At 62.8% G+C, this 25,650-nt stretch carries 24 protein-coding genes and 1 pseudogene; 18 read left to right on the top strand and 7 right to left on the bottom strand.

From position 1 onward, the window contains the following. Window positions 1-69 precede the first annotated feature (69 nt). Complete coding sequence (locus tag ABRP34_RS14270) at window positions 70-495, bottom strand: DUF779 domain-containing protein (protein WP_353710680.1); 426 nt, start codon at window positions 493-495, stop codon at window positions 70-72. Window positions 496-629: 134 nt separating this feature from the next. Beyond that, entirely contained in the window at window positions 630-2,153 is a 1,524-nt protein-coding gene (locus tag ABRP34_RS14265; protein WP_353710679.1) for an aldehyde dehydrogenase family protein, read from the bottom strand. Window positions 2,154-2,731: 578 nt separating this feature from the next. On the opposite strand from ABRP34_RS14265, the gene ABRP34_RS14260 reads away from it, so the two are divergent. The 7 genes from ABRP34_RS14260 (at window position 2,732) to ABRP34_RS14230 (ending at window position 11,085) form a co-directional block, all read left to right on the top strand. After that, window positions 2,732-4,078 (top strand): APC family permease, encoded by a 1,347-nt coding sequence (locus tag ABRP34_RS14260; protein ID WP_353710678.1) that lies wholly within the window; start codon window positions 2,732-2,734, stop codon window positions 4,076-4,078. After that, window positions 4,075-4,824 carry an IclR family transcriptional regulator C-terminal domain-containing protein gene (locus tag ABRP34_RS14255; RefSeq protein WP_353710677.1) on the top strand — a complete coding sequence of 250 codons (750 nt, stop codon included), beginning with the start codon at window positions 4,075-4,077 and terminating at the stop codon, window positions 4,822-4,824. Before ABRP34_RS14260 ends, ABRP34_RS14255 begins: the two co-directional genes overlap by 4 nt. Before the next feature lie 55 nt (window positions 4,825-4,879). Next, a complete protein-coding gene (locus ABRP34_RS14250) occupies window positions 4,880-4,963 on the top strand; it encodes a hypothetical protein (protein ID WP_353713366.1) in 84 nt (27 codons plus the stop codon). A 355-nt stretch (window positions 4,964-5,318) separates the two neighbouring features. Then, on the top strand, window positions 5,319-6,599 hold the full coding sequence (locus ABRP34_RS14245; RefSeq protein ID WP_353710676.1) for an MFS transporter: 1,281 nt from the start codon (window positions 5,319-5,321) through the stop codon (window positions 6,597-6,599). Next, entirely contained in the window at window positions 6,596-9,100 is a 2,505-nt protein-coding gene (locus ABRP34_RS14240) for a glycoside hydrolase family 3 C-terminal domain-containing protein (RefSeq protein ID WP_353710675.1), read from the top strand. The genes ABRP34_RS14245 and ABRP34_RS14240 overlap by 4 nt, the downstream gene beginning before the upstream one ends. A 3-nt stretch (window positions 9,101-9,103) precedes the next feature. Beyond that, entirely contained in the window at window positions 9,104-9,733 is a 630-nt protein-coding gene (locus ABRP34_RS14235) for a TetR/AcrR family transcriptional regulator (RefSeq protein WP_353710674.1), read from the top strand. A gap of 83 nt (window positions 9,734-9,816) precedes the next feature. Further along, window positions 9,817-11,085 (top strand): MFS transporter, encoded by a 1,269-nt coding sequence (locus ABRP34_RS14230; protein WP_353710673.1) that lies wholly within the window; start codon window positions 9,817-9,819, stop codon window positions 11,083-11,085. A 600-nt stretch (window positions 11,086-11,685) separates the two neighbouring features. Here the strand turns inward: ABRP34_RS14230 and ABRP34_RS14225 are convergent. After that, complete coding sequence (locus ABRP34_RS14225; RefSeq protein WP_353710672.1) at window positions 11,686-13,206, bottom strand: IclR family transcriptional regulator; 1,521 nt, start codon at window positions 13,204-13,206, stop codon at window positions 11,686-11,688. Between the two features lie 195 nt (window positions 13,207-13,401). On the opposite strand from ABRP34_RS14225, the gene ABRP34_RS14220 reads away from it, so the two are divergent. The 5 genes from ABRP34_RS14220 to ABRP34_RS14200 all read left to right on the top strand — a co-directional run bounded on the left by ABRP34_RS14220 (window position 13,402) and on the right by ABRP34_RS14200 (window position 17,721). Further along, window positions 13,402-14,727 carry an MFS transporter gene (locus ABRP34_RS14220; protein ID WP_353710671.1) on the top strand — a complete coding sequence of 442 codons (1,326 nt, stop codon included), beginning with the start codon at window positions 13,402-13,404 and terminating at the stop codon, window positions 14,725-14,727. A gap of 7 nt (window positions 14,728-14,734) precedes the next feature. Continuing rightward, complete coding sequence (locus ABRP34_RS14215) at window positions 14,735-15,721, top strand: hydroxyacid dehydrogenase (RefSeq protein ID WP_353710670.1); 987 nt, start codon at window positions 14,735-14,737, stop codon at window positions 15,719-15,721. A gap of 124 nt (window positions 15,722-15,845) precedes the next feature. Continuing rightward, the gene (locus ABRP34_RS14210; RefSeq protein WP_353710669.1) at window positions 15,846-16,526 is read left to right on the top strand and encodes a hypothetical protein; all 681 of its coding nucleotides are present in this window, start codon (window positions 15,846-15,848) and stop codon (window positions 16,524-16,526) included. Window positions 16,527-16,758: 232 nt separating this feature from the next. After that, on the top strand, window positions 16,759-17,037 hold the full coding sequence (locus ABRP34_RS14205) for a hypothetical protein (protein ID WP_353710668.1): 279 nt from the start codon (window positions 16,759-16,761) through the stop codon (window positions 17,035-17,037). 144 nt (window positions 17,038-17,181) lie between these two features. Next, a complete protein-coding gene (locus tag ABRP34_RS14200; protein ID WP_353710667.1) occupies window positions 17,182-17,721 on the top strand; it encodes a universal stress protein in 540 nt (179 codons plus the stop codon). Between the two features lie 188 nt (window positions 17,722-17,909). On the opposite strand, the gene ABRP34_RS14195 is transcribed toward ABRP34_RS14200, so the two are convergent. The 3 genes from ABRP34_RS14195 to ABRP34_RS14185 form a co-directional block, all read right to left on the bottom strand. After that, on the bottom strand, window positions 17,910-18,230 hold the full coding sequence (locus ABRP34_RS14195) for an SMR family transporter (RefSeq protein ID WP_353710666.1): 321 nt from the start codon (window positions 18,228-18,230) through the stop codon (window positions 17,910-17,912). Beyond that, window positions 18,227-18,568: an SMR family transporter gene (locus tag ABRP34_RS14190; protein WP_353710665.1), complete on the bottom strand. Its 342-nt coding sequence runs from the start codon at window positions 18,566-18,568 to the stop codon at window positions 18,227-18,229. Before ABRP34_RS14190 ends, ABRP34_RS14195 begins: the two co-directional genes overlap by 4 nt. Window positions 18,569-18,736: 168 nt before the next feature. Further along, entirely contained in the window at window positions 18,737-19,375 is a 639-nt protein-coding gene (locus ABRP34_RS14185; RefSeq protein WP_353710664.1) for an isochorismatase family protein, read from the bottom strand. Between the two features lie 135 nt (window positions 19,376-19,510). On the opposite strand from ABRP34_RS14185, the gene ABRP34_RS14180 reads away from it, so the two are divergent. Continuing rightward, window positions 19,511-20,476 (top strand): helix-turn-helix domain-containing protein, encoded by a 966-nt coding sequence (locus ABRP34_RS14180; RefSeq protein WP_353710663.1) that lies wholly within the window; start codon window positions 19,511-19,513, stop codon window positions 20,474-20,476. An 861-nt stretch (window positions 20,477-21,337) separates the two neighbouring features. On the opposite strand, the gene ABRP34_RS14175 is transcribed toward ABRP34_RS14180, so the two are convergent. After that, window positions 21,338-21,595 (bottom strand): metal-sensitive transcriptional regulator, encoded by a 258-nt coding sequence (locus ABRP34_RS14175; RefSeq protein ID WP_353710662.1) that lies wholly within the window; start codon window positions 21,593-21,595, stop codon window positions 21,338-21,340. 118 nt (window positions 21,596-21,713) lie between these two features. Between ABRP34_RS14175 and ABRP34_RS14170 the strand changes: the two genes are divergently transcribed. The 5 genes and pseudogenes from ABRP34_RS14170 to ABRP34_RS14150 all read left to right on the top strand — a co-directional run bounded on the left by ABRP34_RS14170 (window position 21,714) and on the right by ABRP34_RS14150 (window position 25,505). After that, window positions 21,714-22,352, top strand: coding sequence for a rhodanese-like domain-containing protein (locus ABRP34_RS14170; RefSeq protein WP_353710661.1), 639 nt, complete (start codon window positions 21,714-21,716; stop codon window positions 22,350-22,352). Beyond that, window positions 22,349-23,239: a sulfite exporter TauE/SafE family protein gene (locus tag ABRP34_RS14165; RefSeq protein WP_353710660.1), complete on the top strand. Its 891-nt coding sequence runs from the start codon at window positions 22,349-22,351 to the stop codon at window positions 23,237-23,239. Before ABRP34_RS14170 ends, ABRP34_RS14165 begins: the two co-directional genes overlap by 4 nt. Window positions 23,240-23,320: 81 nt before the next feature. Then, a pseudogene (locus ABRP34_RS14160) lies at window positions 23,321-23,610 on the top strand (rhodanese-like domain-containing protein). A gap of 93 nt (window positions 23,611-23,703) precedes the next feature. Next, on the top strand, window positions 23,704-24,066 hold the full coding sequence (locus ABRP34_RS14155; protein ID WP_353710659.1) for a thioredoxin domain-containing protein: 363 nt from the start codon (window positions 23,704-23,706) through the stop codon (window positions 24,064-24,066). Window positions 24,067-24,101: 35 nt separating this feature from the next. Beyond that, window positions 24,102-25,505, top strand: a complete 1,404-nt coding sequence (locus ABRP34_RS14150; protein ID WP_353710658.1) for an MBL fold metallo-hydrolase — start codon at window positions 24,102-24,104, stop codon at window positions 25,503-25,505. Window positions 25,506-25,650 lie beyond the last annotated feature (145 nt).

The raw sequence follows: 25,650 nt of genomic DNA, 5'->3' as shown, positions 1-25,650 counted from the left end.
CGTGCTCAATTCCGAATTGATGGTCCGTTGGGTTGGGAGCGCGGCTGCCTGTGCAGCTGGCAGTGCTGTCTAAGCGGGCCAGTTCATGAGTGTGGAGCGGACGAGGAAGCGCACTCCGTCGGGTGATTCCAGTGAAAACCCGCTCCCTCTGCCCTGCACCACGTCCACCGTCAGATGGGTATGGCTCCAGTAAGCGAATTGCTCTCGGGACATCCAAAAATCCACTGGCTGGTGTTCAGCGCCTGCGTTCTCCGCATCATCGGAGGCAATGTCGAATCGTCCTAGCAGGACGTCGGCCGCTCCGGTTTGAAATTCCCCTGCGGGATAGCACATGGGCGCCGATCCATCGCAGCAGCCACCGGATTGGTGGAACATCAGCGCTCCATGCCTCGCCCACAGTTTTCTCAGTAACTCCACTGCGTCCGCCGTCAGCGCCACCCTGGAGAAATCCTCTCCAGGAAGTGTCACCGCAGCGTCAAGGCGAGTTGTTGTCACGAGGAACTCCTCAAGTAGAGCCGTTCAGACACGTCTCTGCAGCGTTGGGGGCGTTCGACGTTCGAAAGGGGGTAGAGGTTGGTGCGACAAGACGACCAAAAACTGTCAGACCTGCCCCACCACCCCGGAACGGGCTAGAAGAAGCCGAGTTTGTTTTCGTTGTAGCTGACCAGGAGGTTCTTGGTCTGCTGGTAGTGGTCCAGCATCATGGCGTGGTTCTCGCGCCCGATGCCGGAGGACTTGTAGCCGCCGAACGCGGCGCCGGCCGGGTAGGCGTGGTAGTTGTTGACCCAGACACGGCCGGCCTGGATCTCGCGGCCTGCCCGGTACGCGACGTTGCCGTTGCGGGACCAGACGCCGGCGCCAAGTCCGTAGAGAGTGTCGTTTGCGATCTCAATGGCGTCGTTGTAGTCGCTGAACTTTGCGACGGAGACGACAGGTCCGAAGATTTCCTCCTGGAAGATCCGCATCTTGTTGTGGCCTTCAAAGACCGTGGGCTGGACGTAGTAGCCGCCGGCCAGATCGCCCGGGAGCTGGGCGCGGGTGCCGCCGGTGAGGACCTTGGCGCCCTCCTGCTTTCCGATGTCGATGTAGGAGAGGATTTTTTCGAGCTGGTCGTTGGAGGCCTGGGCTCCGAGCTGGGTTGCGGTGTCCAGCGGGTTGCCTTGGATGATTGTCTCCACCCGGGCTACGGCGTCGGCCATGAAGGACTCGTAGATATCCTCCTGGACGAGTGCGCGCGACGGAGCGGTGCACACCTCGCCCTGGTTTAAGGCAAAGAGGGTGAAGCCTTCGAGCGCCTTGTCGTAAAAGGCGTCGCTGGAATCGGCGACGTCGTTGAAGAAGAGGTTGGGGCTCTTACCGCCGAGTTCGAGCGTGACCGGGATCAGGTTCTGACTGGCGTACTGGCTGATCAGACGCCCCGTGGTGGTCTCGCCCGTGAACGCGATCTTGCGGATCCGCGGGCTGGACGCCAGCGGCTTGCCGGCTTCAACACCAAAGCCGTTGACGACGTTGACCACGCCAGCGGGCAGGATGTCGGCCAGCAACTCCATCAGCACCAGGATCGATGCCGGAGTCTGCTCGGCCGGCTTGAGGACCACGGCGTTACCAGCAGCCAAAGCCGGGGCGAGCTTCCAGACGGCCATCAGTATCGGGAAGTTCCACGGAACGATTAGTCCCACGACCCCGAGCGGCTCGTGGTAGTGGTAGGCGGTGGTGTTGTCGTCGAGCTGCGACAGCCGGCCCTCCTGCGCCCGAATTGCGGAGGCGAAGTAGCGGAAATGATCTGCTACCAACGGGATGTCCGCCGCGAGCGACTCGCGCACCGGCTTGCCGTTATCCCAGGTCTCGGCCACGGCCAGCAGCTCCAAGTTCTGCTCGATCCGGTCAGCCACCTTGTTCAGTACCGCAGCGCGCTCGGCCGCCGATGCTTTACCCCAGGCGGGCGCGGCTTTATGCGCGGCATCCAGGGCCAGATCGATGTCCTCGGCCGTGCTCCTGGCTACCTCACAGAAGGCCTTACCGGTGACGGGGGTGATGTTCTCGAAGTACTGGCCCTTGACCGGAGCCACCCATTCGCCGCCGATCCAGTTCTCGTAGCGGTCCTTGAACGTAACCTTCGAACCAACGGTACCGGGCTGTGCGTAAACAGTCATTGTTATTCTCCTGAGTTTCTGAAATTCCTCATCCTCGAGGAACTTGGGCGGTTATTCGTGCAGACATAGCCATTCCTTGAAATGAGGCCTAAGGCGGACTATTTCAATGGCGATCGTCCGGAATAACTCGTATTCAGGTGGATCCACCACCTCGCCATGGGATGTGATGCGCGTCTCCCGGTGTCGGCTGTAACCACGGTAAGCCATCTGCAAGTCGTAAATCGAGCCTTTTTACACAAACTCCTTTGGGAATTTTCCGGCAAATTGTCCCATGCCAGTTAACATGCCCGAAACATTCGCGAAACATCGCGGAAACGTCCCGGGTTGGTCTGAGAACATGTCGATTTCCTCTAGTTACCCCAATGCCTCAGAGTGTTATGGTCGATTAATCGCGGGCCATGTCTTACCGCCGCAGTGACGGGATGGGCAGCCCTTTGCATTGAGAGTCAGAAGCCTTGTCTGTTCGTCGAAACCGCGTGATATCCAGCCATTCACCCGTCGCCGGGCTCAGTCGCCGGAACCTCCCATTTATCCCCGTCTTCGCCCAAGCGGTGGCTGCCGTTGCTCCGGCCGGCGCAATGTCGGTTGTTCCTGCTCTGGTGTTCGGCACCACGGGCACCAACCTCGTCTTGTCCTTCATAGTGGCCATGGCAGTGATGTTGCTGGTCTCGTCCTGTCTGCGCCCGATGGCGCAAAGAATGGCCGCCGTCAGTGGTCTTTACAGCTACACAGCAAAGGGACTCGGCCCCCGAGCAGCCATCACTGCAGGGTGGTCAGCGATCTTCGGCTATGGCCTGATTTCTATGGCGGGCCTGCTGGCCGTCGGGACATACGGGGCCAACATTATGGAGAGGCTGTGGGGTTCCGCCGGCGACGGGACTTTGGTCATAACGCTGATCATCCTCGCCGCCGCCGCACTGGCGGGCTTTTTCATGATCCGCGGCATCCATATATCAGCAAAGGTAACCCTCCTGGTGGAGTGCGTTTCGATCCTGCTGCTGGCCTCGTTGCTCACGGCATACTTTGTACTGGCTCGGCCTCACGTGGATCTCGCTTCGCTCAATCCAGTGAACGGGAATTTCCATTCGCTCTCGCTAGGGGTGGTGGTGGCGGTGAGCGCTTTTGTTGGCTTCGAAAGCTCAACGACTTTGGGAGGAGAGGCGCAGCGGCCCTTTATCAACATCCCGCGCACGATCCGGTGGACTCCGATAGTCACCGGGGCGCTCTACCTACTTGCGGTAACGGGACAGGACATCGCCCTCAAGGATGCACCAGGTTTTATCGCCTCCAGCCAGACACCTCTATCTGACATGTTCTACTTCAAGACTTCAGCCCTAATGGCGGTCATGCTGGATGTCGGAATAGCCGGATCCTTTTTTGCATGTGTGGTTGCCTCCACAAACGCACTGGCCAGAACTCTTTTCTGTATGGGGAGGGAGGGGGTTGCACCAGCAATAATTGGGCACACTCATCAAACGTTTAGAACGCCATGGGCAGCTATTCTGACGGCCATGCCCGTCATTACCGGCGTTCCCATCGTGATGGTCCTGTATGGCGTATCACCCGAAAAGGGACTCACCGACCTCTTCACCCTGGGCGCCTACGGCTATCTTGGTGCCTACGTTCTGGCCAGCGCATCCCTGCCCTTTTTCCTCAGGCGGATCGGGGAAGGAACGTGGGCGTCTTGGGCCTCGGGAGGGATAACTGTTGGCGCCGTGACTTTCGTGGTCTGGAACGCGGTCACGCTCTCAGCTTATGAAGGCAATGTCCAGCCTGCCATCTACGGCGCCCTTGTCACGCTCAGTGTCCTCAATGCCGAGTTGCTCCGGTGGCGCTTCCCCGCTCGCCTGAATGCGGTGGGAATATACGATGAACCAAGAGAATCCGACATCCACTCCTCCGCGAAATCCGGGCGGATACCGTGAATCTCGGAAGATCAGAGCGATTGCAGTCGAGTGCAACAGTAAACTCGCTGCGAATTCTTGAAACAATTGCCCGCTTGGGCCCCGGTACAACCGCTAAAGATATTACTGATACCTTATCGATGCCACCAACAACCGCTTATCGTCTGCTCAATGCGCTCGTTGGTGACGAGTACCTGGTACGTACCCCAGACTTGCGCGGCTTCACTTTAGGTCACGCAATCACCGGATTCATATCAGCAACTACTGTGCTGCCATCAATTCCAACCGCAGCGCGCAATATTCTCGAAGAATTTCGAGGCCACACCCGTTTTGCCGTGCATCTTGTTACGTTTCAAATCGCATCTATAAAAATTGCTGATTCTGATCCTGACCATCCGCCACGCTCGGAAGCTGAGATGGTGCGGTATCTCCACGCGTCAGCGGCCGGCAAACTGTTTCTTTCTACACTTGAAAATCTCTCCGCTGTTCTTCCTAGGAATTCTCTCAAGAAGCTAACACCCAAAACGATCACTGACGTTAAATCCCTGCAAAGCGATCTTGAGCAAATCAACAAGCGAGGCTACGCAATACAGATCAATGAACTGGAGGAGGGTTCTTGCTGTCTTGCAGTTCCCATAGCCATACCAGGTTCACCACCGGGAGGCGCATTATGCCTTGGCGGTACATCGGAACGGCTAGGTGCCATCAGGGCGCATGGAACATCAGCACAGCAGACGGCCGCACGGCTGGCTCCTCTCCTATTCTGACGTCGGGATGCTGGCGATACCGTAGCCGATTGGTACTCCCGTCGCGGCTCCTCTGATGCTCTTACCGGTGAAGGCAGCCGGATCGCGGCGGCGCCGACCTCATCTTTTTGCGAAACGACGCAGCCCTCAAAGCTTCTAGGATCCTTAGCGCCGCAGTAATCATTCCCGTCCACAGCGATTCGTGAGGCGCATTTCGGGCTGACCGCGGTAAAGATACGCAAACTTTTCGGGGCGGCGGCAGCCGTGACCGGCCGCCGGCCTTGGTACTAGGAGAAACCGCAACGGCGCACCGACCGGAGTTTCTGCCGGGCTGAATGTCTTGCAGCTCGAGTATGGCCCTGAGTCTCCGCTCAACCCGGAGCTCAGGGACAACGGTAGTAACGATCCGATAAACAGACCGAGTACTCGGTCTGTTATGGTTATCGTGGTAGTCATCACATCCGGCATCGCTGCCAGATGTTCCCCCCTCCAATCCACAGAAAGCGATGAGACCCATGGTTGTGTCTGATCCGGCTGCAGGAGCGACGTTGCCGTCGCTCACCGCCTTTGCTCCCAAAGAAAAAGCCAAAGCAAGCGTGATCGCCACGATGGTGCTGGCCCGGCTCGGACTTCTGACTGCCCTTTCCGTGCCAATCGTGGCCGGAATGACGCTCAAAGTGCAGTCCTTGGTGTCGCCGGCGGACGTTGCCCCTACACTCGGTTTCGTCATCTCCATGGGCGCCTTCGCCGCCCTCCTCTTCGATCCCGTCTTTGGCCGGCTGAGCGACCGGACCATTGGCCGTTTTGGCCGCCGTCGCCCATGGCTGGTCGCTGGAGCTGTCGGACTCCTGGTAAGCCTGGCCGTGATCGCCGTGGCACCAAATGTCGTGGTTCTGGCCATCGGTTGGTTCTTCGCACAGGCCCTTGGCAATGCAGCTGTCGCTGCCCATACGGCCTCCCTGGCAGACCAAATACCTCAGTGGCAGCGCGGCAAAGTCAGCGGCATGATTGGCATCGCCTCCCAGGCCGCGGGCCTCGGGGCGGCGTACTCGGCAAGTCTTCTCGGACAGAACATGCTCCTTCTCTTCCTGGTTCCCGGGATCCTGGGGCTGATCCTGGTCATGGTCTTTGCATTCGTGCTGCCGGACCAGCCCATGAAACGCCGACCTGCATCCGAAGGTGGCTTCCGCACCGCCTTGAAGACCTTCTGGGTCAATCCGGTCAAGCACCCGGACTTCGCCTTCGCCTGGATCTCACGCTTTCTCGTCGTCCTGGCACTGTTCATGTTCGTCACGTTCCGCCTCCTCTACCTGCAGCAGGACCTGGGCCTCTCCAAACAGGACGCAGCAGGTGCTTTGGCGACCGGTGTCCTGATTTATACCCTCGCGCTCGTTACGGCGGGCCAAATCGCCGGATGGATCTCGGACAGGCTCGGGCGTCGAAAGGTCTTCATCTGGATCTCAGCCATAATCTTCGGCCTAGGCACATGGATGCTCAGCCTGGCAGACACCACTAGCGGGTTCTACTGGGCGGAACTGGTCATCGGCATCGGCTTCGGCACCTACATCGCCGTTGACCTTGCCCTCGTCATCGATGTCCTCCCCAACCCGGATGACACAGCGAAGGACCTCGGCGTCTTCAACATCGCCATGGCCGGTCCCCAGACCCTTGCACCGGCAGTATCAGCAGCACTGCTGACAATGGGTGGAGGGAGCTACGACCTTTTGCTGGCCGTAGCAGCCGTGATCGCCCTGCTCGGTGCGCTGACCATCCTCCCGGTAAAGAAGGTCCGATGAGCGAATATCACACCCTCACGAGCACAGACAGGCAGGAGACCGCAGCAATGGACCAGGACACTGTCGGCGCCATCGAACAGGCACTTGCCACTTTGGACCTTCCTTCGAAGGTAAAGCTCCTCTCCGGGGCAAGGATGTTCAGCTTGTCCGATGAACCCGCGATCGGCCTGCGGGAGATCGTCATGTCCGATGGGCCCTCAGGGGTACGGGGGCCGCTGGTGGTCGGGGGGCGGGTCGCTTGCCTGCTGCCCAACGCAACGCTCATCGCCCAAAGCTGGGACCTGGACGTGATGCGCGAGGTCGGGAAAATCCTTGCAGACGAAGCAGAGGACCAAGAAACCCATGTGGTCCTGGGGCCCACGGTAAACCTTCACCGGACCCCTCTGGGCGGACGCCTGTTCGAATGCTTCAGCGAAGACCCTGTCCTCACGGGCCACCTCGGGGCGGCCTACGTACAATCCCTGCAGGAACGGGGGATCGCGGCGACGCCCAAACACTTCCTGGCCAACGAAGCCGAAACCGAGCGCACCACCGTGGACTCGGTGGTTCCGGAAGAGGCCCTACGGGAGTTGTATCTGCTTCCCTTCCAGATCATGGTCGAAGACGCCCGGCCCTGGACGATCATGGCCTCCTACAACAAGATCAACGGGACCACGGCCACCGAGCACGACGAACTCCTGAACCAGATCCTCAAAGAGGAATGGGGCTTTGACGGGCTGGTGATCTCCGATTGGCTCGCCACCAAAACAGCCGTGGAAAGCGCCAACGGCGGACTGGACCTCGTCATGCCCGGACCGGACACTCCCTGGAGCCGGTCCCTGGCTGCCGCCGTCCAAAAAGGTGACGTCTCCGAGGACACCATCGATGACCACCTCCGCAGACTTCTCAGGCTCGCCTCGCGGGTGGGCGCCTTCGCCGGCGGCCGAACCTGGACAAAGCATCTGCCCCGGCCCGACAGCCCGGAACGCCGCGAACAGCTGCGCCGGCTCGCCGCCCGCAGCATGGCCGTCCTTGTCAACCGCGACAACACGCTTCCACTCCGCAAGGACTCCATCGAAAGCGTCGTGGTCATCGGCCGTCACGCTATCGATACCGTGGCGCAAGGCGGCGGCTCAGCCATCGTGCGCCCGCCCCACGTAGTCAGCGCCGCCACGGGAATAGCGCGGGCCCTCGGCGAGGACCGCGTAACTGTCGTCGACGGGGTCCAGACCCGCACGCAATGGCTCGCAGCGAATCCAGAACTCCTCCGCGACCCGGAAACCGGGACCCGCGGTGCACGCGCCCGCATCTACGACAAACAAGGGAATCTGCTCGGCACCCGCCATCTTGAAGTCCCGGAGCTTGAAGTCAGTGGCGAAAGCTGGGCCTCGGGAGCGTCGTCCATCGAACTCTCAGCCGAGCTGGTACTCGATAAGCCCGCCAGGATGATGGTCGGCACCCGCGGGGCCGGCAACTGGGACATAACTGCACCCGGCAACCGCGAATCGGTACGGACCCCCTTCCACGACGGCCCCGGCGGCGGATTCTTCCGCCCCAAGAGCTACGCCTCAGCACGGGACGTCGCTCCGGGCGCGCGGATCACGGCGATCACTGATGCGGAGGACGAGAACCGCCTCATCGGCTTGGTCGCAGAACCTGCGCTGAAAAACAGCGCCGCCGCCATCCGGGACGCTGTGGCGGCCGCCGCTGACGCCGACGTTGCCGTCGTGGTCGTCGGTTACACGCAGGAACAGGAAACGGAAGGCCAGGACAAGAGCACCCTCGCCCTGCCCGGGGACCAGGATGCCCTCGTGGCAGCGGTGGCAGCCGTGGCGAAGCGGACCGTCGTGGTCCTGAACGCCGCTACACCTGTTCTCATGCCCTGGATCGCGGACGTGGACGCCGTGCTGTTTGCCGGCCTGCCGGGGCAGGAAGCGGGCGACGCCATCGCCGCGGCACTGACCGGCGATGTCGAACCTGCAGGACGCCTGGTGACCACCTTCCCTGCCCGGGACGGCCAAGGCCCGGCATGGTCAGTGACACCACGGGGCGGCAAGCTCCCGTACTCGGAGGGAACAGGAGTGGGATACCGCGGATGGAGCACCTCCGGCGAGCGGCCTCTGTTCTGGTTCGGACATGGCCTCGGCTACACCGAATGGGACTACAAGGCCGCCAAGATCACGTCCATGGAGCGGGAAGCCGTGAAGTCCGTACGCGTGACAATCCGGAACGTCGGCAACCGCGGAGGAACAGAAACCGTGCAGGTCTACCGCTTCCCCGAGCACCCCTCCGTTCCTCCACGCCTCATCGGCTGGGCGCAGCTTCACCTGGGACCCGGCGGGCAGGCAAGCATCGACGTCAGCTGCGACCCCCGCGCGCAACGGCTCTGGAACAGTACCGCGCGTCGCTGGGACGACATCGCCGGAGGCCGGATCGTCGTCGCGCGTGGACTTGGCGATGTCAGACTGGAACTGCCTCCCACAGGGCGCGAGGCCATGGCGGCCGGAACAAGCAAGGAGTAAACCATGTCGTATCCAGCCGGATACCGGATAGAGCGGGAGCACCCCCGGCGCCGCCGCAACGGCGAAACCGCAAGGCTGAAGGCAATCCAGGCCGCGATTGAGCTCTTCGCAGTGGGCGGTTACGGTGGAACGTCCATCGCCGATGTCGCGGCGAAGACCGGACTCTCGCAATCCGGCCTGCTCCATCATTTTCCGTCCAAAACGGCCCTGCTGTCGGCAGTGCTCGAACACCGCTCCAAGGAAGACGCAGACTTCCTTTTCGACGGAGAGCAGGCTCCACTGGGCTGGGCAGCCTTCGATGCCCTGGTGTCCCTGGTTGCGAGGAACTCCACCCGGCCCGACTGGGTGGGACTTTTCGTGCGGCTCTCCGCCGAGGCCACCGAACCGGGACATCCCGCGCATCAATGGCTTCTGGACCACTATTCGAGCCTGCGCCGTTGGCTTGGCGAAGCGTTGGAAGACGGGAAGGCCCAGGGGGACGTCGCACAAGACGCACCCGTGGCGGCAATCGTCAACAACACCATCGCAGTCCTTGACGGCATGCAGCAGCAATGGCTCTGCGCTCCCGGAAGTTTCTCCATGGTGGCGCAGTTCAGAACGTTCATCGAAAGCATCAAGACCACCTGGGGCTAAGGCCCGGCAGAGGGGAAGTTCCGCTTGATCCGCGGACCTTCCCCTCTGTTGCCGTGCCCGGTTCACGGAGAAAGTCGGAAAACATGGAAACTCCTGCCACACAGCAACTAGCGGTTGAAACGGACACCCCGGACCGGCACGAAAGCCAGCGGCGCACCATCGGCGTTCTTATCGCAGGACAAATCCTCGGCGGACTAGGAATGGGAGCCTCGCTCTCGCTCGGTTCCCTTCTTGCCGTCCAGGTTTCCGGTTCGACGGCCTGGTCCGGAATGGCCGCCACGATGAACACACTCGGGGCCGCCGCCTTTGCCATCCCCCTGGCCCGCGCGGCCGTAAAACGCGGACGGAGAGTCTCGCTCGCGGCCGGATCACTGACCTCCGGATTCGGTGCAGCCATCGCCATCGCTTCGGCGGCACTGTCCTCCTTCCCGGCCTTGCTGATTGGGCTCATCCTGCTTGGTGCGGGAACCGCTGTGAGCTTCCAGGCCCGCTTCGCTGCCACGGATCTGTCAACGCCAAAGACCCGTGGCCGCGACCTTTCCATCGTCGTATGGTCAACCACCATTGGGGCAGTCTCGGGCCCCAACCTCTTCGAACCCGGAGAGGCCTTCGGCGCACTGCTCCACTTACCGACGCTGACGGGCGCGTTCGCGTTCACAGTGGCAGCCCAGTTACTTGCCGCCCTGGTCTTTTATGCAGGCCTCCGGGTCAAGCCTCCAGTCGAGGGGCCCCCACCGGGAGACGACAGCGGCATCACCACCAAACCTGATTCCGGCTTCTCAATCCTTCGCCGTATTCCCGCCGCCCGTTACGCCGTTACGGCGGTGGCGCTCAGCCACGGCACCATGGTGGCACTCATGTCGATGACCCCGGTGCATCTGCACGACAACGGGGCAAGCCTCGCCGTCGTCGGCATGACCATCAGCCTCCATATTGCGGGGATGTTCGGCCTTTCGCCGCTGTTCGGATGGCTCTCAGACCGCCTTGGCCGGATTCCCGTGCTACTGACGGGGCAGGCAATGCTGCTGTCTTCCTTAGTGCTCGCCTGGCTCGCCCCGCACACCATGGTGACTCCAAGCCTGATCCTCCTGGGTCTGGGCTGGTCGGCATCAATCGTTTCCGGTTCGGCCCTGGTGGGCGACTCGGTGTCCGCAGCAGAACGGGGTCCCCTACAAGGTGTTTCAGACCTCCTCATGAACCTCACCGGAGCAACTTGCGGAGCCCTGGCAGGACCCGTCCTCGCCGCCGTTGGCTATTCCGGGCTTGGCACCGGAGCCATGGCACTGGTCGGCGCCGTCACCGTGTGGACCCTTTGGCGGTTGCTCACGGGCCGTCAGGCTCCAGCCGCCTGACCTGAGGACTGTCAGCTGTGCACCACAGGCTGAAGCAGTTGCCGGGATATTCGCAGCAGCCCAACATGATAAGGAGTTCCAATCACGCAACCTGAAAACCTGATTGCCGGTTTCTCTGCCACGGTAGCCGCCGCAGATTCTGAAGGGCTGGCGTCACTCCTTCGGGGAGCCCGCCAACGCGGAAGAACACGACGGCGGGCGGCGTCTTATTTCGCCGGACGAGGCCCTTGGCCGGCTTGCCCCCGGAGGGCGGCACGTCGTCTTCACCACAAGCAATCTCAGCCTTATGTACATCGGGCAGACGTCGAATACACGGGCACATACCAGTGCTGGACGCCGGAGACGGAACCGGAGTGCGTGCGCCTTGGCACCTTCGGCGGGCGCTTTGTTACCGGGCCTCAGGTCTGGAGATGGTCAGAGCACCTGTTTCGTTTTCCGTTCCAGTATGGCGCGCCTGGAGAGCTGTTAGGATCCCATCTGACATTCCCCTCACGGGTGGTGAGGAGTTCGTCTGGTTGAAGCACACCCCACCGTGGCATCGAACCTCTGCGCTGGCTGTTCGCTCTCGCCGTCCCCTTCTTGGGTGCCGCAGGGCAGGAATTAGGGTACGGAGAGAAGCAGCGTGAGCCGCTGGGCAGCCCGCTGGACCATATGAGCGAGTGCCTCGACGTCCAGATCGGGCAGTCGTAGCCGTGACACTGTCGCTGTGATGGAGCCAGCAATAGCGCCGTTGATGAAGTAGGGGGCACTGACGCCGAAGGCGTCTGGGATACGCTCCCCGTTGCCGGTCGCCCACCCGCGCTCCCGAATGGACCGGAGGTCGTCGGCGAGGGCATCACGGTTCGTTTGGGTGCGTTCGGTGAGGGGTTCCAGCGCGAGTTTGTCCAGTTCATCGGGCGGGCAGTGGGCGAGGATGGCCTTCCCGCCGGCACCGGCATGGAGGGGAATGGCAACGCCTGATGCAAGCCCGTAGTGCAGCGGCTGGACACCGTCTATCACCGTCGTCATCACAGCGTGTTTGGTGTCGGTGTGAAATTGGATCAGCCCGATGGTCTCACCGGATTCTTGGGCGAGGTCATGGAGGATCGGTTGTGCTGCGGAGGGGACATCGACTGTGGCACCTAGACGGGCGGCCCAGTGGAACAGGCGCGGGCCAGGGTGCAGGGTGTCCCCCTGGGCCAAAGCCAGGCCGGTGGCGACCGCGGTGGAGACCAGACGGTTGGTGGTGGCTATGTTGGCCCCGATCCGGCGCGCCAGGGCCGGCCCCATGGTGATCCCTGATGGTCCGGCGACCAGCGCCGTTACGAGCTTGATTATGCGCACCAAGGCGGTGGAGCCGGCAGGGTTTCCGATGGGCTCCGGATTCTCCGGCGACTGGGGTAATGCGCATTTGGCTTCTATTGCGTGAGCTGCGTCCTGGACCATCGGTCCGAAGCGGACCAGGTCTTCATCACTGGTGAGGAAGCGCGGACGCGTAATTGAAACAGACCCGGTCAGACCCTCGCAGTAAAAGGATGCGGCGACGCCGGCAGCCAGCGGGAACTGCTGTCCCACGCTGATCGTATATCCGGCCTTTCTGTCCTCCTGGAGCAGCTTCTCCAGTTCCGCCCGATTAATGACGGTGTCGGGAGTCGCGGCCGTGAGCGGGCGGTCGCCCAAGGCATTGATCCCAAGCCGGCCCAGGATTGCACGGCCGGTCGCTCCTGCGTGGAGGGGCAAAACCGTTCCGGGTTCAAGAAGATACTTGATGGGCCCAGGCCGGCGCCGGCAGGCGACGACGACGACACTGGGTCGGGGTGCGTCGTGCACTGCGACGAGGACCGTGGCATCGGATTCTTCGCCCAGGCGTTCGATGATGGTTTCAGCATTGCGCAGCAGCGGGTGGCGTGCGTGGAGTGCCGCAGCCAGGACGCGCAGCCGCGGTCCGACCTGATAGTTTCCGCTGCCGGTGACCGCGGCCAGCCCGTGCTCCTGCAGCCCCAGCAGGATGCGGTTTACCGTGCTGCGGCTGGCGTCCAGGGCATGAGCGAGTTCCCGTACGCCGGTCGCCTCTGCGCGGGACGCCAGGGCGTGCAGGACGTCAACAATGCGCTCGTTTCCTGCTACTGCGCTCTCGCTCACTACGGTTCCACCACTTCCTTGATATTCCGCTTCACCTCAAAGGCCCGGACTGCTTTCACCACGCTACCGTCCGCACACCACCAGTCTGAGGACCAGGACATGCGTGCACAGCGAAGCTCGCTTGACAGAAACCATGGTCCACATCACACTTAACTTACATTCTAGGACAGTGTCCCACTTTTTATAGGAGCGAAGATGCCCCAAGTCAGTCAGACCGTCCCCCCGGCGACGGATGCCCTCCATCTGAAAAAGGCGAAGAAGGCCACCGGTGTTGCAGCGTTCGGTACTTTTATCGAGTACTACGACTTCAGTGTCTTCGGCTATGTAGCCGCGACCATCGCTGTGGTGTTCTTCCCCAGCGGGGATCCTGTAGCGGGGCTGCTGAACACTTTCCTTGTGTTCGGCACGGCCTTCCTGGTACGGCCGCTGGGCGCGATTTTCTTCGGGCGGATCGGCGACCGTTACGGCCGGCGCGCCAGCCTCATCGGTTCCGTGATCCTGATGAGTGGTGCGGCCGGGCTGACCGCGCTGCTGCCGACATACGCTCAGATCGGTATCTGGGCGCCCATCCTGTTGGGCCTGCTGAGGATGCTCCAAGGCCTTTCTGCAGGCGGGGAAATCGGTGGCGCCGCGACCTACATCCGTGAGTGGGCCCCGGTGGAACGCCGGAACCTCTACATCTCCTTCATCCCCAGCGTCGGCGTGCTGGGTAAGGCAGGCGCTGCAGGAATTGCTGCACTGGCTGCCACCCTTGTGCCAGCTGCGGAAATGGAGTCCTGGGGCTGGCGGGTCCCGTTCCTCCTCGCGATCCCGCTGGGCATCCTGTGCCTGGTCATGCGGTTGAAGATCGAGGACAGCCCGGAGTTCACCCAGAGCGCGAACAAAGGACAGACGACCCGCGCCCCGATCGTTGAACTGTTCCGTAACCACCGCTCACGGTTGACGAAGGTCTTCTTCATCGCCCTCGTACAGAACATCGGCACGTACATCGGCACGGTCTACGTCGCCGTCTACTTCAGCACCGTCCTGGACTTCACCAAGGCCGAGGCAGCAACCATCGTCCTCATCGCCGTCACCGCAGCGGCACTGCTGATCCCCCTGGCCGGTCAGCTGGGCAGCCGCATTGGCAGCAAGCGCCTGCTGACGGCCTCCTACATCGCCTACATCGCGCTCACGTTCCCTTCCTTCATGCTCATGAACGCAGGCTCCCTGTCGCTGGCAATCTTCGGCCTGCTTCTTGGCATGGTGCCCTACGCCCTCTGCCAGGCAGGCACCTACGCCGCCATGCCCGAGTTCTTCCCCGTCGAGGTCCGGCACAGCGGAGTCGCATTCGGCCACAGCGTCGGAGCAGTGCTCGGCGGCGCCGGCGCCCCCTATGTCGCCACCTGGCTCATCGAGAACACCGGCAACACCATGATTCCCGCCTACATGCTGATGATCTTCGGCGCCCTGGGCCTGGCCGTGCTGCTGGGCACGGTCCGCAAAAACACCCTGACCGCTGCTTCCCATCTCTACCGCTAGGAACACCATGCCAACCTTCTACGTCTCCGACGAGATCCACGCCGACGTACTGGCAGAACTAAACACCCTAGGACAGGTCCACCTGGGCTACGGCACGGACGCCGTCCGCTACGAAGACGTCCGCACCGATATCGACGCCGTCCTGCTCCGGGCCGAACGATTCGACCGGGAAAAGATTGAAGCTTCCCCAAGGCTGCGCATCATCGCCCGCCACGGTGTCGGAACCGACAACGTCGACATCCAGGCGGCCACCGACGCAAGTGTCTGGGTGACCACAACTCCGGGCAGCAACAGCCGCGCCGTCGCAGAGCACGTCTTCGCCCTCCTGCTCTCACTGGCCAGGAAAGTCCCCTACGGAACAGCCCAAACCACCGCCGGGCACTGGGCAGCAGCCAAACCCAACATGAACGGCTTCGAACTGCACAGCCGCACCTTGGGACTCCTCGGCTTTGGCAACATCGCCCGCATGGTCGCCACCATCGCCCAAGGCTTCGGCATGCACGTCCTGGTACATGACCCCTTCGTCCAGGGCTCCATCATCCAGGCTGCCGGTGCTGCACCCGCAACACTCGATCAGGTTATTGCCGGCTCGGACGTCCTAAGCCTGCACATGCCGCTGACCGACCAAACCGCGCGGATCATCGGTACGGACGCCCTGGCCAGGATGAAGAGGGGAGCGGTGCTGATCAACACCTCCCGCGGAGGACTCATCGACGAACTCGCACTGGCCCAGGCACTGCAGAACGGGCACCTGGCCGGAGCAGGACTCGATGTCCTTGAAGGAGAGTCCATGGACATGAAAGACCCCATCGCCTATTCCAAGATCCAGATCGCCGAGGTGCCGAACCTGATCGTGACCCCGCACGTCGCAGGGCAAAGCAAAGAGGCCTTCTTCGCCGCCGGCACAGGCGCCCCGCAGGCCATCCAGCAGGCCCTCGCCGGACAGCGGCCAGACCACGCAGTCAACAACATCGCCGCCCCCGCCCCGGCATAACCAGCGGAACAAACCCCGTACCGGCTACCCCGCCCGCCGCCCCTGCCCGCAGCAACACAACACACCACCCGCAGGTGTGATGAAGCGGCACAAATACACACACTACGAGCCTCTGAAAGACAACATGTTTATCGACGCAGCAACTACTTCACTCACCGTCGGCCACCGTCCAACCAACTCCGGCATGGAGTTCGTGGAGGGTCTGAAGCAGTACCCCACAGCCAATGTCGGGGACGCCATGGACAGGCTCAACCTCATGGACACGGGCATCGCATCACAATGGGCCACCGGCCGGTGCGTCGGACCGGCACTGACAGTACTCACCCGAGAAGGCGACAACCTCGCCATCCACCGCGCCCTCGACGACGCAGAACCCGGCGACATCCTTGTCATCAACGCGCTCGGGGGAACAACCAGGGCTGTATTCGGTGACCTTTTGGCCGAAATTTGCCTCGCCGCCGGCATCGCAGGCGTCGTCATTGACGGACTGACACGGGACCGGGCAGCCATCAAGGAACTCGGCCTGCCCGTCTGGGCCCGCGGCGTATCGCCCGCCGGACCCGCCAAATACGGCCCAGGTTCCGTTTCAGTGCCCGTCGCCTGCGGCGGCACGGTCGTCAACCCCGGCGACCTCATCACCGCCGACGACGACGGCGTCGCCGTCATACCCATTCAACGCGCCGAAAGCGTGCTCCGCAGGCTCGCGGACATCGATAAATTCGAAGAGGACCTCCGCGCAAAGATCAGAAACTCCACGACGGCAACTGCCGTTGGAGCCGTGAAGCACCTGGCAAGCAGTATCTAAGAACAGGCAGAGGACGCCTGCGCCAAGTCACCATTAGTGCCACGACCAACGGATAAACGGTGACAATGCAGGCGGCAGCCGTCAGTCACTGATTCACGCAGCCCTCGCGTCCCACCGGACATGAAACGCCGCCGCCCCTGCCGGCTGGTGTGCCGTTGCCAAGCCCGATCCCCTATGGCGTCCCGATGTCCTCCGGCGCCGCTTCCGCGACTACTACTCGAGAGAACGAGAGATGATCAAGTACCGTCATGACGACTGGGACCGGCTCATCGGTGCCCCGGTTGAGATCCGAAAAGACGGCAACGTCATCAGATCCGGCAGAGTCGACGGGGCGATGCCCGACTCTTCTGTGATTTGGCTGGCGTCTGACGAGTGGGCACCCAGGGCTCTCTTTGAGGCCGCTCTGGGCTTTGAAGTGTGGGTCGAACCCCGGCAACTTGAAGGAAAGCTCTCCTACCGCATGACCACCGCCGCCCTTCATAAGGAAGACGAACGATCGGTGTGCGCTTGAACACTTCGCCTTCAAGGTCTCGTCAGGAGCGACCGCCAGGAACCGGCGGCCTAAGGCAGGCAGGCCATCGCCCGTGGTCAACTCCGTGAGGCCGCGCGGGCGGGTATCGCCAACCAGCTCAAGATCCGCTTTCAAAGGAGAAGGATGATGGACACGAAAGGAAAAGTGGTCGTCGGCGTCGACGGCTCTGAATCTTCGGTACAGGCGCTGCGGCTTGCGGCCAGATTAGCGCCTGCACTGGAAGCCGCGATTCACGCCATAGCCGTCTGGGAACTCCCGCCGGTGTACGCGGATGAGACTGGCTACGTACCGCCGGACTTCGACGTGATCGAAGCGATCGAAGCGGCTGAAGCAGCTGAAGCGAAGATCCTGGCCGAAACCGTCGCCAAGGCCTTCGGGCTGGACGTACCCAGGAATCTCAGCCAGGAACTGATCCGTGGCCCTGCACGGGACCAACTGGTGGAAGCCGGCGCCGGCGCCGCGTTGCTGGTGGTTGGGCGGCGTGGTCACGGAGGCTTTCTGGGCATGCATCTTGGGTCCGTAAGCTCGGCCTGCGTTTCCCACGCTGACTGCCCTGTGCTCGTGGTGCGTTCGGATGGTGAGGTGCACGCCGAGGGCAGCCCCCGTACACACCATCTCTGGAAGGGATCCAAGACCAAGGGCCAGAACCCGTCTACGGCATAGCTCCCAGGCGTTGTGCCTCTCACGGAACCGCCACCCGAAGTTCCAGCGGGTGGCCGTTACTTATACACATGATCAACCGACCCAGATGTCGGCCTGAGGCACACCCCAAGCTGACAGCGGAAACCACTTAGGTTGACGGAAGACCGGTTATGGGAGCTCAAGGTCGGGCCTAAACGGCTGCGGTTCTCCTAGTGGGCCGCGCCCAGTTCAATGAGTAGGACGCCGGCAATGATGAGGCCAAGACCGGCGATCATGACGGGGGTCAGGTGTTCTTTGAAGAGGATGCGGCTGGCGATCGCGGTAAGGGCGACGCCTGCGGCAGCCCAGGTGCCATATGCGACTCCGAGGTTCATGCCCTGATCCAGGGTCAGGCTGAGGAGTGTGAACGCCAGCAGGTATCCGGCGCCGACAGCGATGTACCAGATGCTTTTCCCCTGGGAGGCGAGGCGCAGGCACAGGGTGGCGCTCAGCTCGGTGAGGATTGCCGCCGTTAGTAGCAGCCACATCATGGGCCAACCTCCTTTTGGGGTTGTTTGTGGGAACAGAGTTCGACGCAGAGCACGCCGCCGATGACCAGGGTTACCCCCATGAGCATCAGTGGCGTCAGTGGTTCGCCGAAGATGGCTGCTGCCAGCAGCACGGTGAGAATCACGCCGAGAGCGGCCCAGATACCGTAGGCAACCCCCAAGGCCAGACCTGCCCGGAGGACTCCTGCAAGGAAGGCGAAAGAGGCGATGTATCCGGCCACCACGATGATGAAGAAAGCCGGATCATTCAGGGCAGCTTTCAGGGAGAGGGACGCGGCCACTTCGCTGGTGATCGCGCCGGCCAGAAGTATCCACTTCATACATTTAGTCCTTGGAAGGTCGTGGGGTAGGCAGGCTGGGAGCGCTTGCTGCGCCTTAGCGCTGCCACGGCAACAGCACCATGCCGTTAAGAGGCTGCAGGATGGTGGCTTCGGTGGCCGGCGTAGCCGGGTTCTCGGCTCCCCCGATGGAGGAGCCGGGAAAGCCGGTTACGCCCGTGCCAGGCGTGCGGCCCCGGCTATTGCCGAGCTTCCAAGATCGCTCTTTGTCAGGGCCTGCCGGGTTTCAAGGGCATCGGTCCAGGCGTCGGTGGTGCTGACGGCGGCCCAGTTTGAGTTCAACAGTGTGAGCAGGGTGGTGTGCACAGTTTTGGCCTCGGCGAAACCTGCGTCGTTGGCGAGGTTGATCGCCCCGGTGGCATCCGAGAGGACTTCGGTATTGAAGCCGAGGAATTCGGCTTCCACGGCTGAGGCGAGGACGCAGTTGTTGGTCATGTAGCCGACGAGGGTGACGGTATCGATGTCATGCTGGCGCAGCCAACCGGCGAGGTCAGTGTCTGCGTAGACGGAGCCGTACTGCTTGATGACACCCTTCCATGCATCGGTCCTGCGGCGTTCGATCTCGGGGTGAAGCTCGAAATCCGGTGTGCCGGGTGCGAAGACCGGAGCGCCCTCGCCTGCGCTGTGCTGTACGGCCACAATGGGGATGCCTGCGGCGGCCGCAGCGTCAATAGCCCGCGCGATCATCGGCAGGGACTCCTGGTGCGGCGGGTACTGGATCTCCAGAGGTCCATTGAAGTACTGCTGCTGGACGTCGATGAGGATAAGGGCGCGACGAGGGGTGTTCATGATGTTCTCCCGGATAGTGGTTCACTGGCCGCCTGCTGGCAACCCTTCCATCTTTCGCGCTGCAGCTATCGTCCACCAGTGGCACGTATGCCTGTGTACGATTGATTCAGGCCAAACTATGAAGGAGGGGGCAGGATGCGCATCGCGGTGTACGCCTTCGACGACGCGACGATGTTTCACCTTGCTGTTCCGCAGATGGTGTTTGACGAGGTCACGCGCCAGGGCCTCGCCGAATGGAAGACCGTTCTTTTCTCCGACCAGGCGGGCCAGGTTCGAACGACAGAGGGCTATCTGCTGGGAGAGGTGCAGGGACCCAAGGCCGCGGAGGAAGCGGATGTCGTCGTGGTGCCCTCCTGGTTCGATGACGGGCGCGCTCCTAGTGAATCACTGCGCCTGGTGCTTCAAATGGCACACCAGCGGGGCGCGGCTATCCTGGGGCTCTGTCTTGGCGCTATCCCCGTCGCCGATGCTGGACTGCTTTCCGGGCGCCGGGCAGTCACGCACTGGCAAGCCTTCGATTCCCTCGCTTCCCGGCACCCTGATGTTTCCCTCGATAAAACCGTGCTCTACATCGATCATGGTGACGTGCTGACCTCGGCCGGGACGGCATCGGCGCTGGATGCCTGCCTGCATCTTGTGCGGGCCCGTCTCGGGGCGGACGCGGCGAATAAGGTGGCACGCAGTCTCGTCATCGCCCCGCATCGGGAAGGCGGACAGGCCCAGTACATCGAACACCCCGTTCCCCCGCGCTCCTCAGAGGACCCGATCGCGCGCCTGCTCGAATGGGCGTTGGGCCGTCTGGGTGAGCCCCTCAGTATCGATCGCCTCGCCACCCAAGCGCACATGAGTCGTCGAACCTTCATCCGCGCCTTCCGTGCTTCAACAGGAACAACGCCGTCGGCCTGGATCCGAACCCAACGGCTCGACGCTGCCCGGCGACTGCTGGAAACCACCGACCTGTCCGTTGAGCAGGTTGCAGCTGACTGCGGCTTCGGCAGCGCGGTGACCCTCCGACAAAGCTTCGCAACAGCCTTTTCGACCAATCCGACGGAATACAGACGCCACTTCGACGCACGGCTCAGGCAGGGACCCGCACGCTGATTCACCTGAGTCCCCAGCCCGTTGCCCATCCATGCAAGCCGACACTTTGAGCTTCAATATGTCCGCTCCAGGGCTAAGAGTTAGTCAGAAAAACAGTGCTTGGATGACAGCTTCGATAACGAAGGCGGAACTGTGGCCGTCAACGCTCGCCGTCGCTTTTCATAGTGACGCTGCTGCCGCTCCCAGCCGAGGATCCGCAGCGGTGTCCGGTACGCTGCGGCGTTGGGTTTGTGTGGAGCGCGGCCGCTCAGCCTGCACGAACCGTTTCCTGTTTGCGGGCGTAGGCGCGGTCGGCCCGCTGCCTGGCGCCGCATCGGGTGGAGCACCACTGCCGCCTTGCATGTGTGCGAACCATAAATCTGTCGCACGGAGCGGACCGCGTCGAACGCCCGCTGGCCGGGCCGGGCTGCCCTCGCCCTGCCTGCCAGCTGGTGGAGTTTGGCCGCCGGGGCGTTCCCTGCGCGGGCAATGACCGAAGAGAGGGCTTGCCCGGCATCATCCAGTTGCCGGGCCCGGGCGATCGAGTGCAGGACAGTCTCGAACGTCCCTGAGGTGCTGCCCCGGTCAAGCTTGGAGTCGTACTCGACGCTGATATCGGCAAGGCATCGCCACCTCCGCCCGGCCGCAGCCCTGCCACGCATGGATTGTGCCGATGCCCGGCACCCGCCGTGAACGTCTCGCAGAGAATCAGACGTGGCCACCGCCGTGCTCGTCCGCCGATGAAACCGCCGGCCTCAATGCTGTCGCCAGCCGCGTCGGCGTGCAGGGAAACCGCTACTACAAGCTGCACAAAGGTGTCGCGGGACGATGGGGCCGCTGCCCTGCCCCTCCTCAACCGACTCTGGCAGTCAGGCGCTCGCGTCAGGCAAGGGAGAGGAAGAGCTTTTCCAACTCTTTCCTGTCCAGACTGGTGTCCTCGCGCACGATGCACTGCTCCAAACCGCTGGCAATGATAGCGAAGCCCGCCCTGTCCAGAGCTTTCGAAACAGCTGCCAGCTGCGTGACGATGTCTTTGCAGTCGCGCCCTTCCTCCAGCATGCGGGTAACAGCGGCGAGCTGACCCTGGGCACGCTTAAGGCGGTTGACCACCGGCGTCAGTTCAGTGGAATCCAGTTGCATGTGCTCTCCAATGAAGTCATTTACCCTTCCATGGTATACCCCCCGGGGTGTTTGACTACCCCCCGGGGTATCAGTAATACTCGGTGGGGTATCCAGTAGCCCATCCCGAGAGGCCCCCATGACTTCCCCTTCCACGCCCGCAGCCGCTGTTACCACCCTCGCTCCGGAGACTTTGCGGAGCTGGATCCTGGAGCATCAAGACCTCGTCGTCATCGATGTCCGCTCCGCTGCGGAGTTTGAAAGCATGCATATCCGTGGCTCCTACAACGTGCCGCTGCCGCTGCTGTCTGAGCACACGAATGACCTTGCGGCACGCCTGGGCGGCCGGGTGGTCCTGGCCTGCCAGTCAGGAGCGCGCGCCGAGCAGGCGCGCCAGCGCCTGGCCAGGGCCGGCATCGAGACCGCGTACGTTCTCACCGGCGGGGTGCCTGCTTTCGCCGCTGCCGGAGGCGACGTCGTGAAAGGCAAGAACCGCTGGGATATAGAGCGCCAGGTCCGCCTCGCCGCCGGATCCCTGGTGGTTCTGGGCCTGGCCGGAGGCAAGTTCGTCTCGCCCAAGATCCGGACGCTGGCAGGCATCATTGGCACCGGACTGACCTTCTCCGCGGCCACCAACACCTGCGCCATGGGCAAGGCGATCTCGGCAATGCCGTGGAACAGGGTCGCGAAGGAACCCACCCGCGAAAGCATGATCTTGGCCCTGCCGGTCAGCGGCGGGGCAAACACCGGAGCGAAGGCAGGAACCAAGGCGCCGTGACCGCCACGCTGATCCTTGTTCTGGCACTGTCGGTGGTCATCGGACTCTCGCTCGGTGTCCTGGGCGGCGGCGGCTCGATCCTGACTGTGCCGACCCTGGTCTACGTGGCCGGGTTCGAGGCCAAGGAAGCCATCGCGGCATCACTGTTCGTCGTCGGCATCACCTCCGCGGTGAGCATGCTCAGCCACGCCCGCGGCGGCCGCGTCATGTGGCGGACGGGCCTGATCTTCGGCGCAGCAGGCATGGCCGGCGCTTTCATCGGCGGCCTGCTCGGCGGGCACATCCCGGGCCAGATCCTGCTCATCGCCTTCGCCATCATGATGGTGGCCACCTCCGTGGCCATGCTCCGCGGGCGGAAGAAAACGGACGACGGCGCAGTGGCGGTCAAGCATGAACTACCGCTCGGCCGGGTGCTGCTGGACGGCGCCTCCGTCGGGCTCGTGACCGGTCTCGTCGGAGCGGGCGGCGGATTCCTGGTTGTCCCGGCCCTGGCACTCTTGGGGGGCCTGCCGATGTCCGTCGCGGTGGGAACCTCCCTGGTGATCATCTCCATGAAGTCCTCTGCAGGGCTCGCCGGATACCTCACGACCGTCCAGCTCGACTGGGGTATCACTCTCGGGGTGACCGCCGCCGCCATCACCGGCACCCTGGTTGGCTCCCAGCTTGCAGGACGCATCCCGGAAGCCGCCCTAAGGAAGGCCTTTGGATGGTTTGTCCTGGCGATGGGAACCTTCGTCCTGCTCCAGCAGGCTCCGGCCGACCTGCGCTGGTTCATCGCTGTCGGCACTGCGGTCCTGGCAGCAGCCACAGCCGGCATCTGTTGGTTCTTCGTCAGCTCCTGTCCGCTGCGCAACAGCTGGCACGGCAATCTGCACTCGACAGCCTGAACCTACTAGCACCGCTAAAAGGAGAACACCATGGGCCTCATCAGTTCCCCGAAGAAAGCCTTCAAGAAGCCCTGAAAATCCATCTCGGTAAGTGGGGCGAAGGAACTTCTGGCCTCAGGCGCTGCCCTGATCGATGTCCGCTCCACCCGGGAATGGCACTCCGGCCACGCATCACAGGCCAAGCACATCCCACTGGACCGGCTCCAAACCGGCACTGCCGGATCCAGAAAACCCGGCCCGTGATCGCAAAATGTGAGTCCGGAGTCCGCTCAGCCATCGCCGCCCGGCTCCTCGCCGGTCAGGGCGATCAGGCCTACTCAGTCCAAGGCGGCATGAGCGCCTGGCGCGACGCCGACGAACCCGTCAGCTAAACCACACGGCCAACAGCCAGGTAAACCCGGCTCTGATCAGACAGCACAGCCACCCCAGCATCACCGAACCCCTGGAAGGAACCCAACGAAAACATGGCAACCATCGACATCATCGGACAAAGCCTCGCTGAAACCTTGGAGAGCAACGACATAGTCTTCATAGACTTCTGGGCAGCCTGGTGCGGCCCCTGCCGAACATTCGCCCCCACCTACGGTGCCGCCTCTGACAGGCACCCGGACATCACCTTCGCCAAAGTCGACACCGAAGCAGAGCAAACCCTCGCCGCAGCGGCCGGCATCACCTCCATCCCCACCCTGATGGCCTTCCGGGATAAAACCCTGGTGTTCTCCCAGCCCGGTGCCCTTAATGCCACCGGGCTGGAGGAAGTCATCCAGAGCGTAAGAAGCCTGGACATGGAGAAGCTCCACGTCCATGGCGCAACTCAGCAGGACTAGACCGCACACACCAACCTTCAAAGAGGAGAACCCCAATGCTCATCGAGCGCATTTACGACGAAGACCTCGCCCAAGCCAGCTACCTGATCGGCTGCCAGGCCAAGGGCGAAGCGTTAGTGGTCGACGCCCGCCGCGACATTGCCGTCTACCGCGACCTCGCCGCAAAGAACGGCATGAAGATCGTCGCTGTCACCGAAACCCACATCCACGCCGACTACCTCTCCGGCACCCGCGAACTGGCCGCCGCGACCGGCGCCAAGACCTACGTCTCCGGCGAGGGCGGGCCGGACTGGCAGTACGAATTCGACGGCGAGCGGCTCTACGACGGCGATACGATCACCTTGGGCAACATCAGCATCCAGGCCCTGCACACCCCCGGCCACACCCCGGAACACCTGTCCTTCCTGGTCACCGACGGCGCATTCAGCTACCAGCCCGGCTACCTGCTCTCCGGCGACTTCGTCTTCTCCGGCGACCTGGGCCGCCCAGACCTGCTGGATGAGGCAGCCGGTGGCATCGACACCCGCATCGAGGGCGCCAAGCAGCTCTTCGCCAGCCTGCGGAACAAGTTCCTGGCCCTGCCTGACTACGTCCAGATCCACCCCGCCCACGGCGCCGGCAGCGCCTGCGGCAAGGCCCTCGGCGCCATCCCCTCCTCCACCGTCGGCTACGAACGCCTCTACGCCTGGTGGGGCCCCTACCTCGCCGCCAAGGACGAGCAGGGCTTCATCGCCGAACTCCTCGACGGCCAGCCCGACGCCCACGCCTACTTCGGCCGGATGAAGCGCGAAAACCGTGAAGGCCCGGCCATTCTGGGCGAACGCGCCCCGCTGAGGGAACTGGACCCCTCCAACGTCGCCAAGGACCTCGCCGAGGACAATCTCACCTTCATCGACACCCGCAACCACACCGACGTTCACAAGGGCACGGTGGTCCGCTCCCTGAACGTTCCCGCCGGCAAGTCCGTTGCCAGCTATGGCGCCTGGGTCGTCAACCCCGAAACCGACACGAACCCCCTGGTGCTCCTGGCTGCTGATCAGGAGGCCGCTCAGGAAATGTGGGCCCACCTCGTCCGCGTCGGCATCGATAACGTCGCCGGCTACGTCACTGGCACCGACGGTCTTCCCACTTTCACTCCCAAGCTGATCCAGCCAGCCGACCTGGCCGGTTTCGATGCCGCCATGGTGCTGGATGTCCGCAACCGCACCGAGCACACCGCCGGGCACATCCCAGGATCCCACCAGCTCAGCGGCGGCCGCGCCATGTGGCACCTCGACGAACTGCCCGCCGAAGGCACCATATTGACCTACTGCCAGTCCGGTGTCCGGAACTCTGTCACCGCCAGCGCCCTTCGCCGCGCCGGGTACGACATTGCCGAACTCGACGGCAGCTATGCCGGATGGTCCGACTGGAAGCAAGGAGCGGGAGCCGTTGAGTAACTAAACGATGCAGAAATGACGGCTGGACCACGCGCTGGCACTTCTATCTTCAGTTGTCCGGCTGAAGCACGCCCCAGCCTGACACGTAAACCCTTCGTCTCTTGACGTTTGTCTGGGAAGGCCCTAGAACTCAATCCCACGTGTG

Origin of the sequence: Arthrobacter sp. K5, from assembly GCF_040448525.1 — a bacterium.
In the GTDB taxonomy this organism is placed as follows: domain Bacteria; phylum Actinomycetota; class Actinomycetes; order Actinomycetales; family Micrococcaceae; genus Arthrobacter; species Arthrobacter globiformis.
This window is presented reverse-complemented; position numbering and strand designations above follow the sequence as displayed.

What these genes read in the sequence shown, in the direction of transcription:
- ABRP34_RS14155 (WP_353710659.1), top strand. Translation starts at nt 23,704, where the DNA reads ATGGCAACCATCGACATCATCGGACAAAGCCTCGCTGAAACCTTGGAG.
- ABRP34_RS14175 (WP_353710662.1), bottom strand. Translation starts at nt 21,595, where the DNA reads ATGCAACTGGATTCCACTGAACTGACGCCGGTGGTCAACCGCCTTAAG.
- ABRP34_RS14185 (WP_353710664.1), bottom strand. Translation starts at nt 19,375, where the DNA reads ATGAACACCCCTCGTCGCGCCCTTATCCTCATCGACGTCCAGCAGCAG.
- ABRP34_RS14265 (WP_353710679.1), bottom strand. Translation starts at nt 2,153, where the DNA reads ATGACTGTTTACGCACAGCCCGGTACCGTTGGTTCGAAGGTTACGTTC.
- ABRP34_RS14215 (WP_353710670.1), top strand. Translation starts at nt 14,735, where the DNA reads ATGCCAACCTTCTACGTCTCCGACGAGATCCACGCCGACGTACTGGCA.
- ABRP34_RS14240 (WP_353710675.1), top strand. Translation starts at nt 6,596, where the DNA reads ATGAGCGAATATCACACCCTCACGAGCACAGACAGGCAGGAGACCGCA.
- ABRP34_RS14195 (WP_353710666.1), bottom strand. Translation starts at nt 18,230, where the DNA reads ATGATGTGGCTGCTACTAACGGCGGCAATCCTCACCGAGCTGAGCGCC.
- ABRP34_RS14200 (WP_353710667.1), top strand. Translation starts at nt 17,182, where the DNA reads ATGATGGACACGAAAGGAAAAGTGGTCGTCGGCGTCGACGGCTCTGAA.
- ABRP34_RS14250 (WP_353713366.1), top strand. Translation starts at nt 4,880, where the DNA reads ATGCTCTTACCGGTGAAGGCAGCCGGATCGCGGCGGCGCCGACCTCAT.
- ABRP34_RS14170 (WP_353710661.1), top strand. Translation starts at nt 21,714, where the DNA reads ATGACTTCCCCTTCCACGCCCGCAGCCGCTGTTACCACCCTCGCTCCG.
- ABRP34_RS14235 (WP_353710674.1), top strand. Translation starts at nt 9,104, where the DNA reads ATGTCGTATCCAGCCGGATACCGGATAGAGCGGGAGCACCCCCGGCGC.
- ABRP34_RS14190 (WP_353710665.1), bottom strand. Translation starts at nt 18,568, where the DNA reads ATGAAGTGGATACTTCTGGCCGGCGCGATCACCAGCGAAGTGGCCGCG.
- ABRP34_RS14260 (WP_353710678.1), top strand. Translation starts at nt 2,732, where the DNA reads ATGTCGGTTGTTCCTGCTCTGGTGTTCGGCACCACGGGCACCAACCTC.
- ABRP34_RS14150 (WP_353710658.1), top strand. Translation starts at nt 24,102, where the DNA reads ATGCTCATCGAGCGCATTTACGACGAAGACCTCGCCCAAGCCAGCTAC.
- ABRP34_RS14245 (WP_353710676.1), top strand. Translation starts at nt 5,319, where the DNA reads ATGGTTGTGTCTGATCCGGCTGCAGGAGCGACGTTGCCGTCGCTCACC.
- ABRP34_RS14210 (WP_353710669.1), top strand. Translation starts at nt 15,846, where the DNA reads ATGTTTATCGACGCAGCAACTACTTCACTCACCGTCGGCCACCGTCCA.
- ABRP34_RS14220 (WP_353710671.1), top strand. Translation starts at nt 13,402, where the DNA reads ATGCCCCAAGTCAGTCAGACCGTCCCCCCGGCGACGGATGCCCTCCAT.
- ABRP34_RS14205 (WP_353710668.1), top strand. Translation starts at nt 16,759, where the DNA reads ATGATCAAGTACCGTCATGACGACTGGGACCGGCTCATCGGTGCCCCG.
- ABRP34_RS14180 (WP_353710663.1), top strand. Translation starts at nt 19,511, where the DNA reads ATGCGCATCGCGGTGTACGCCTTCGACGACGCGACGATGTTTCACCTT.
- ABRP34_RS14230 (WP_353710673.1), top strand. Translation starts at nt 9,817, where the DNA reads ATGGAAACTCCTGCCACACAGCAACTAGCGGTTGAAACGGACACCCCG.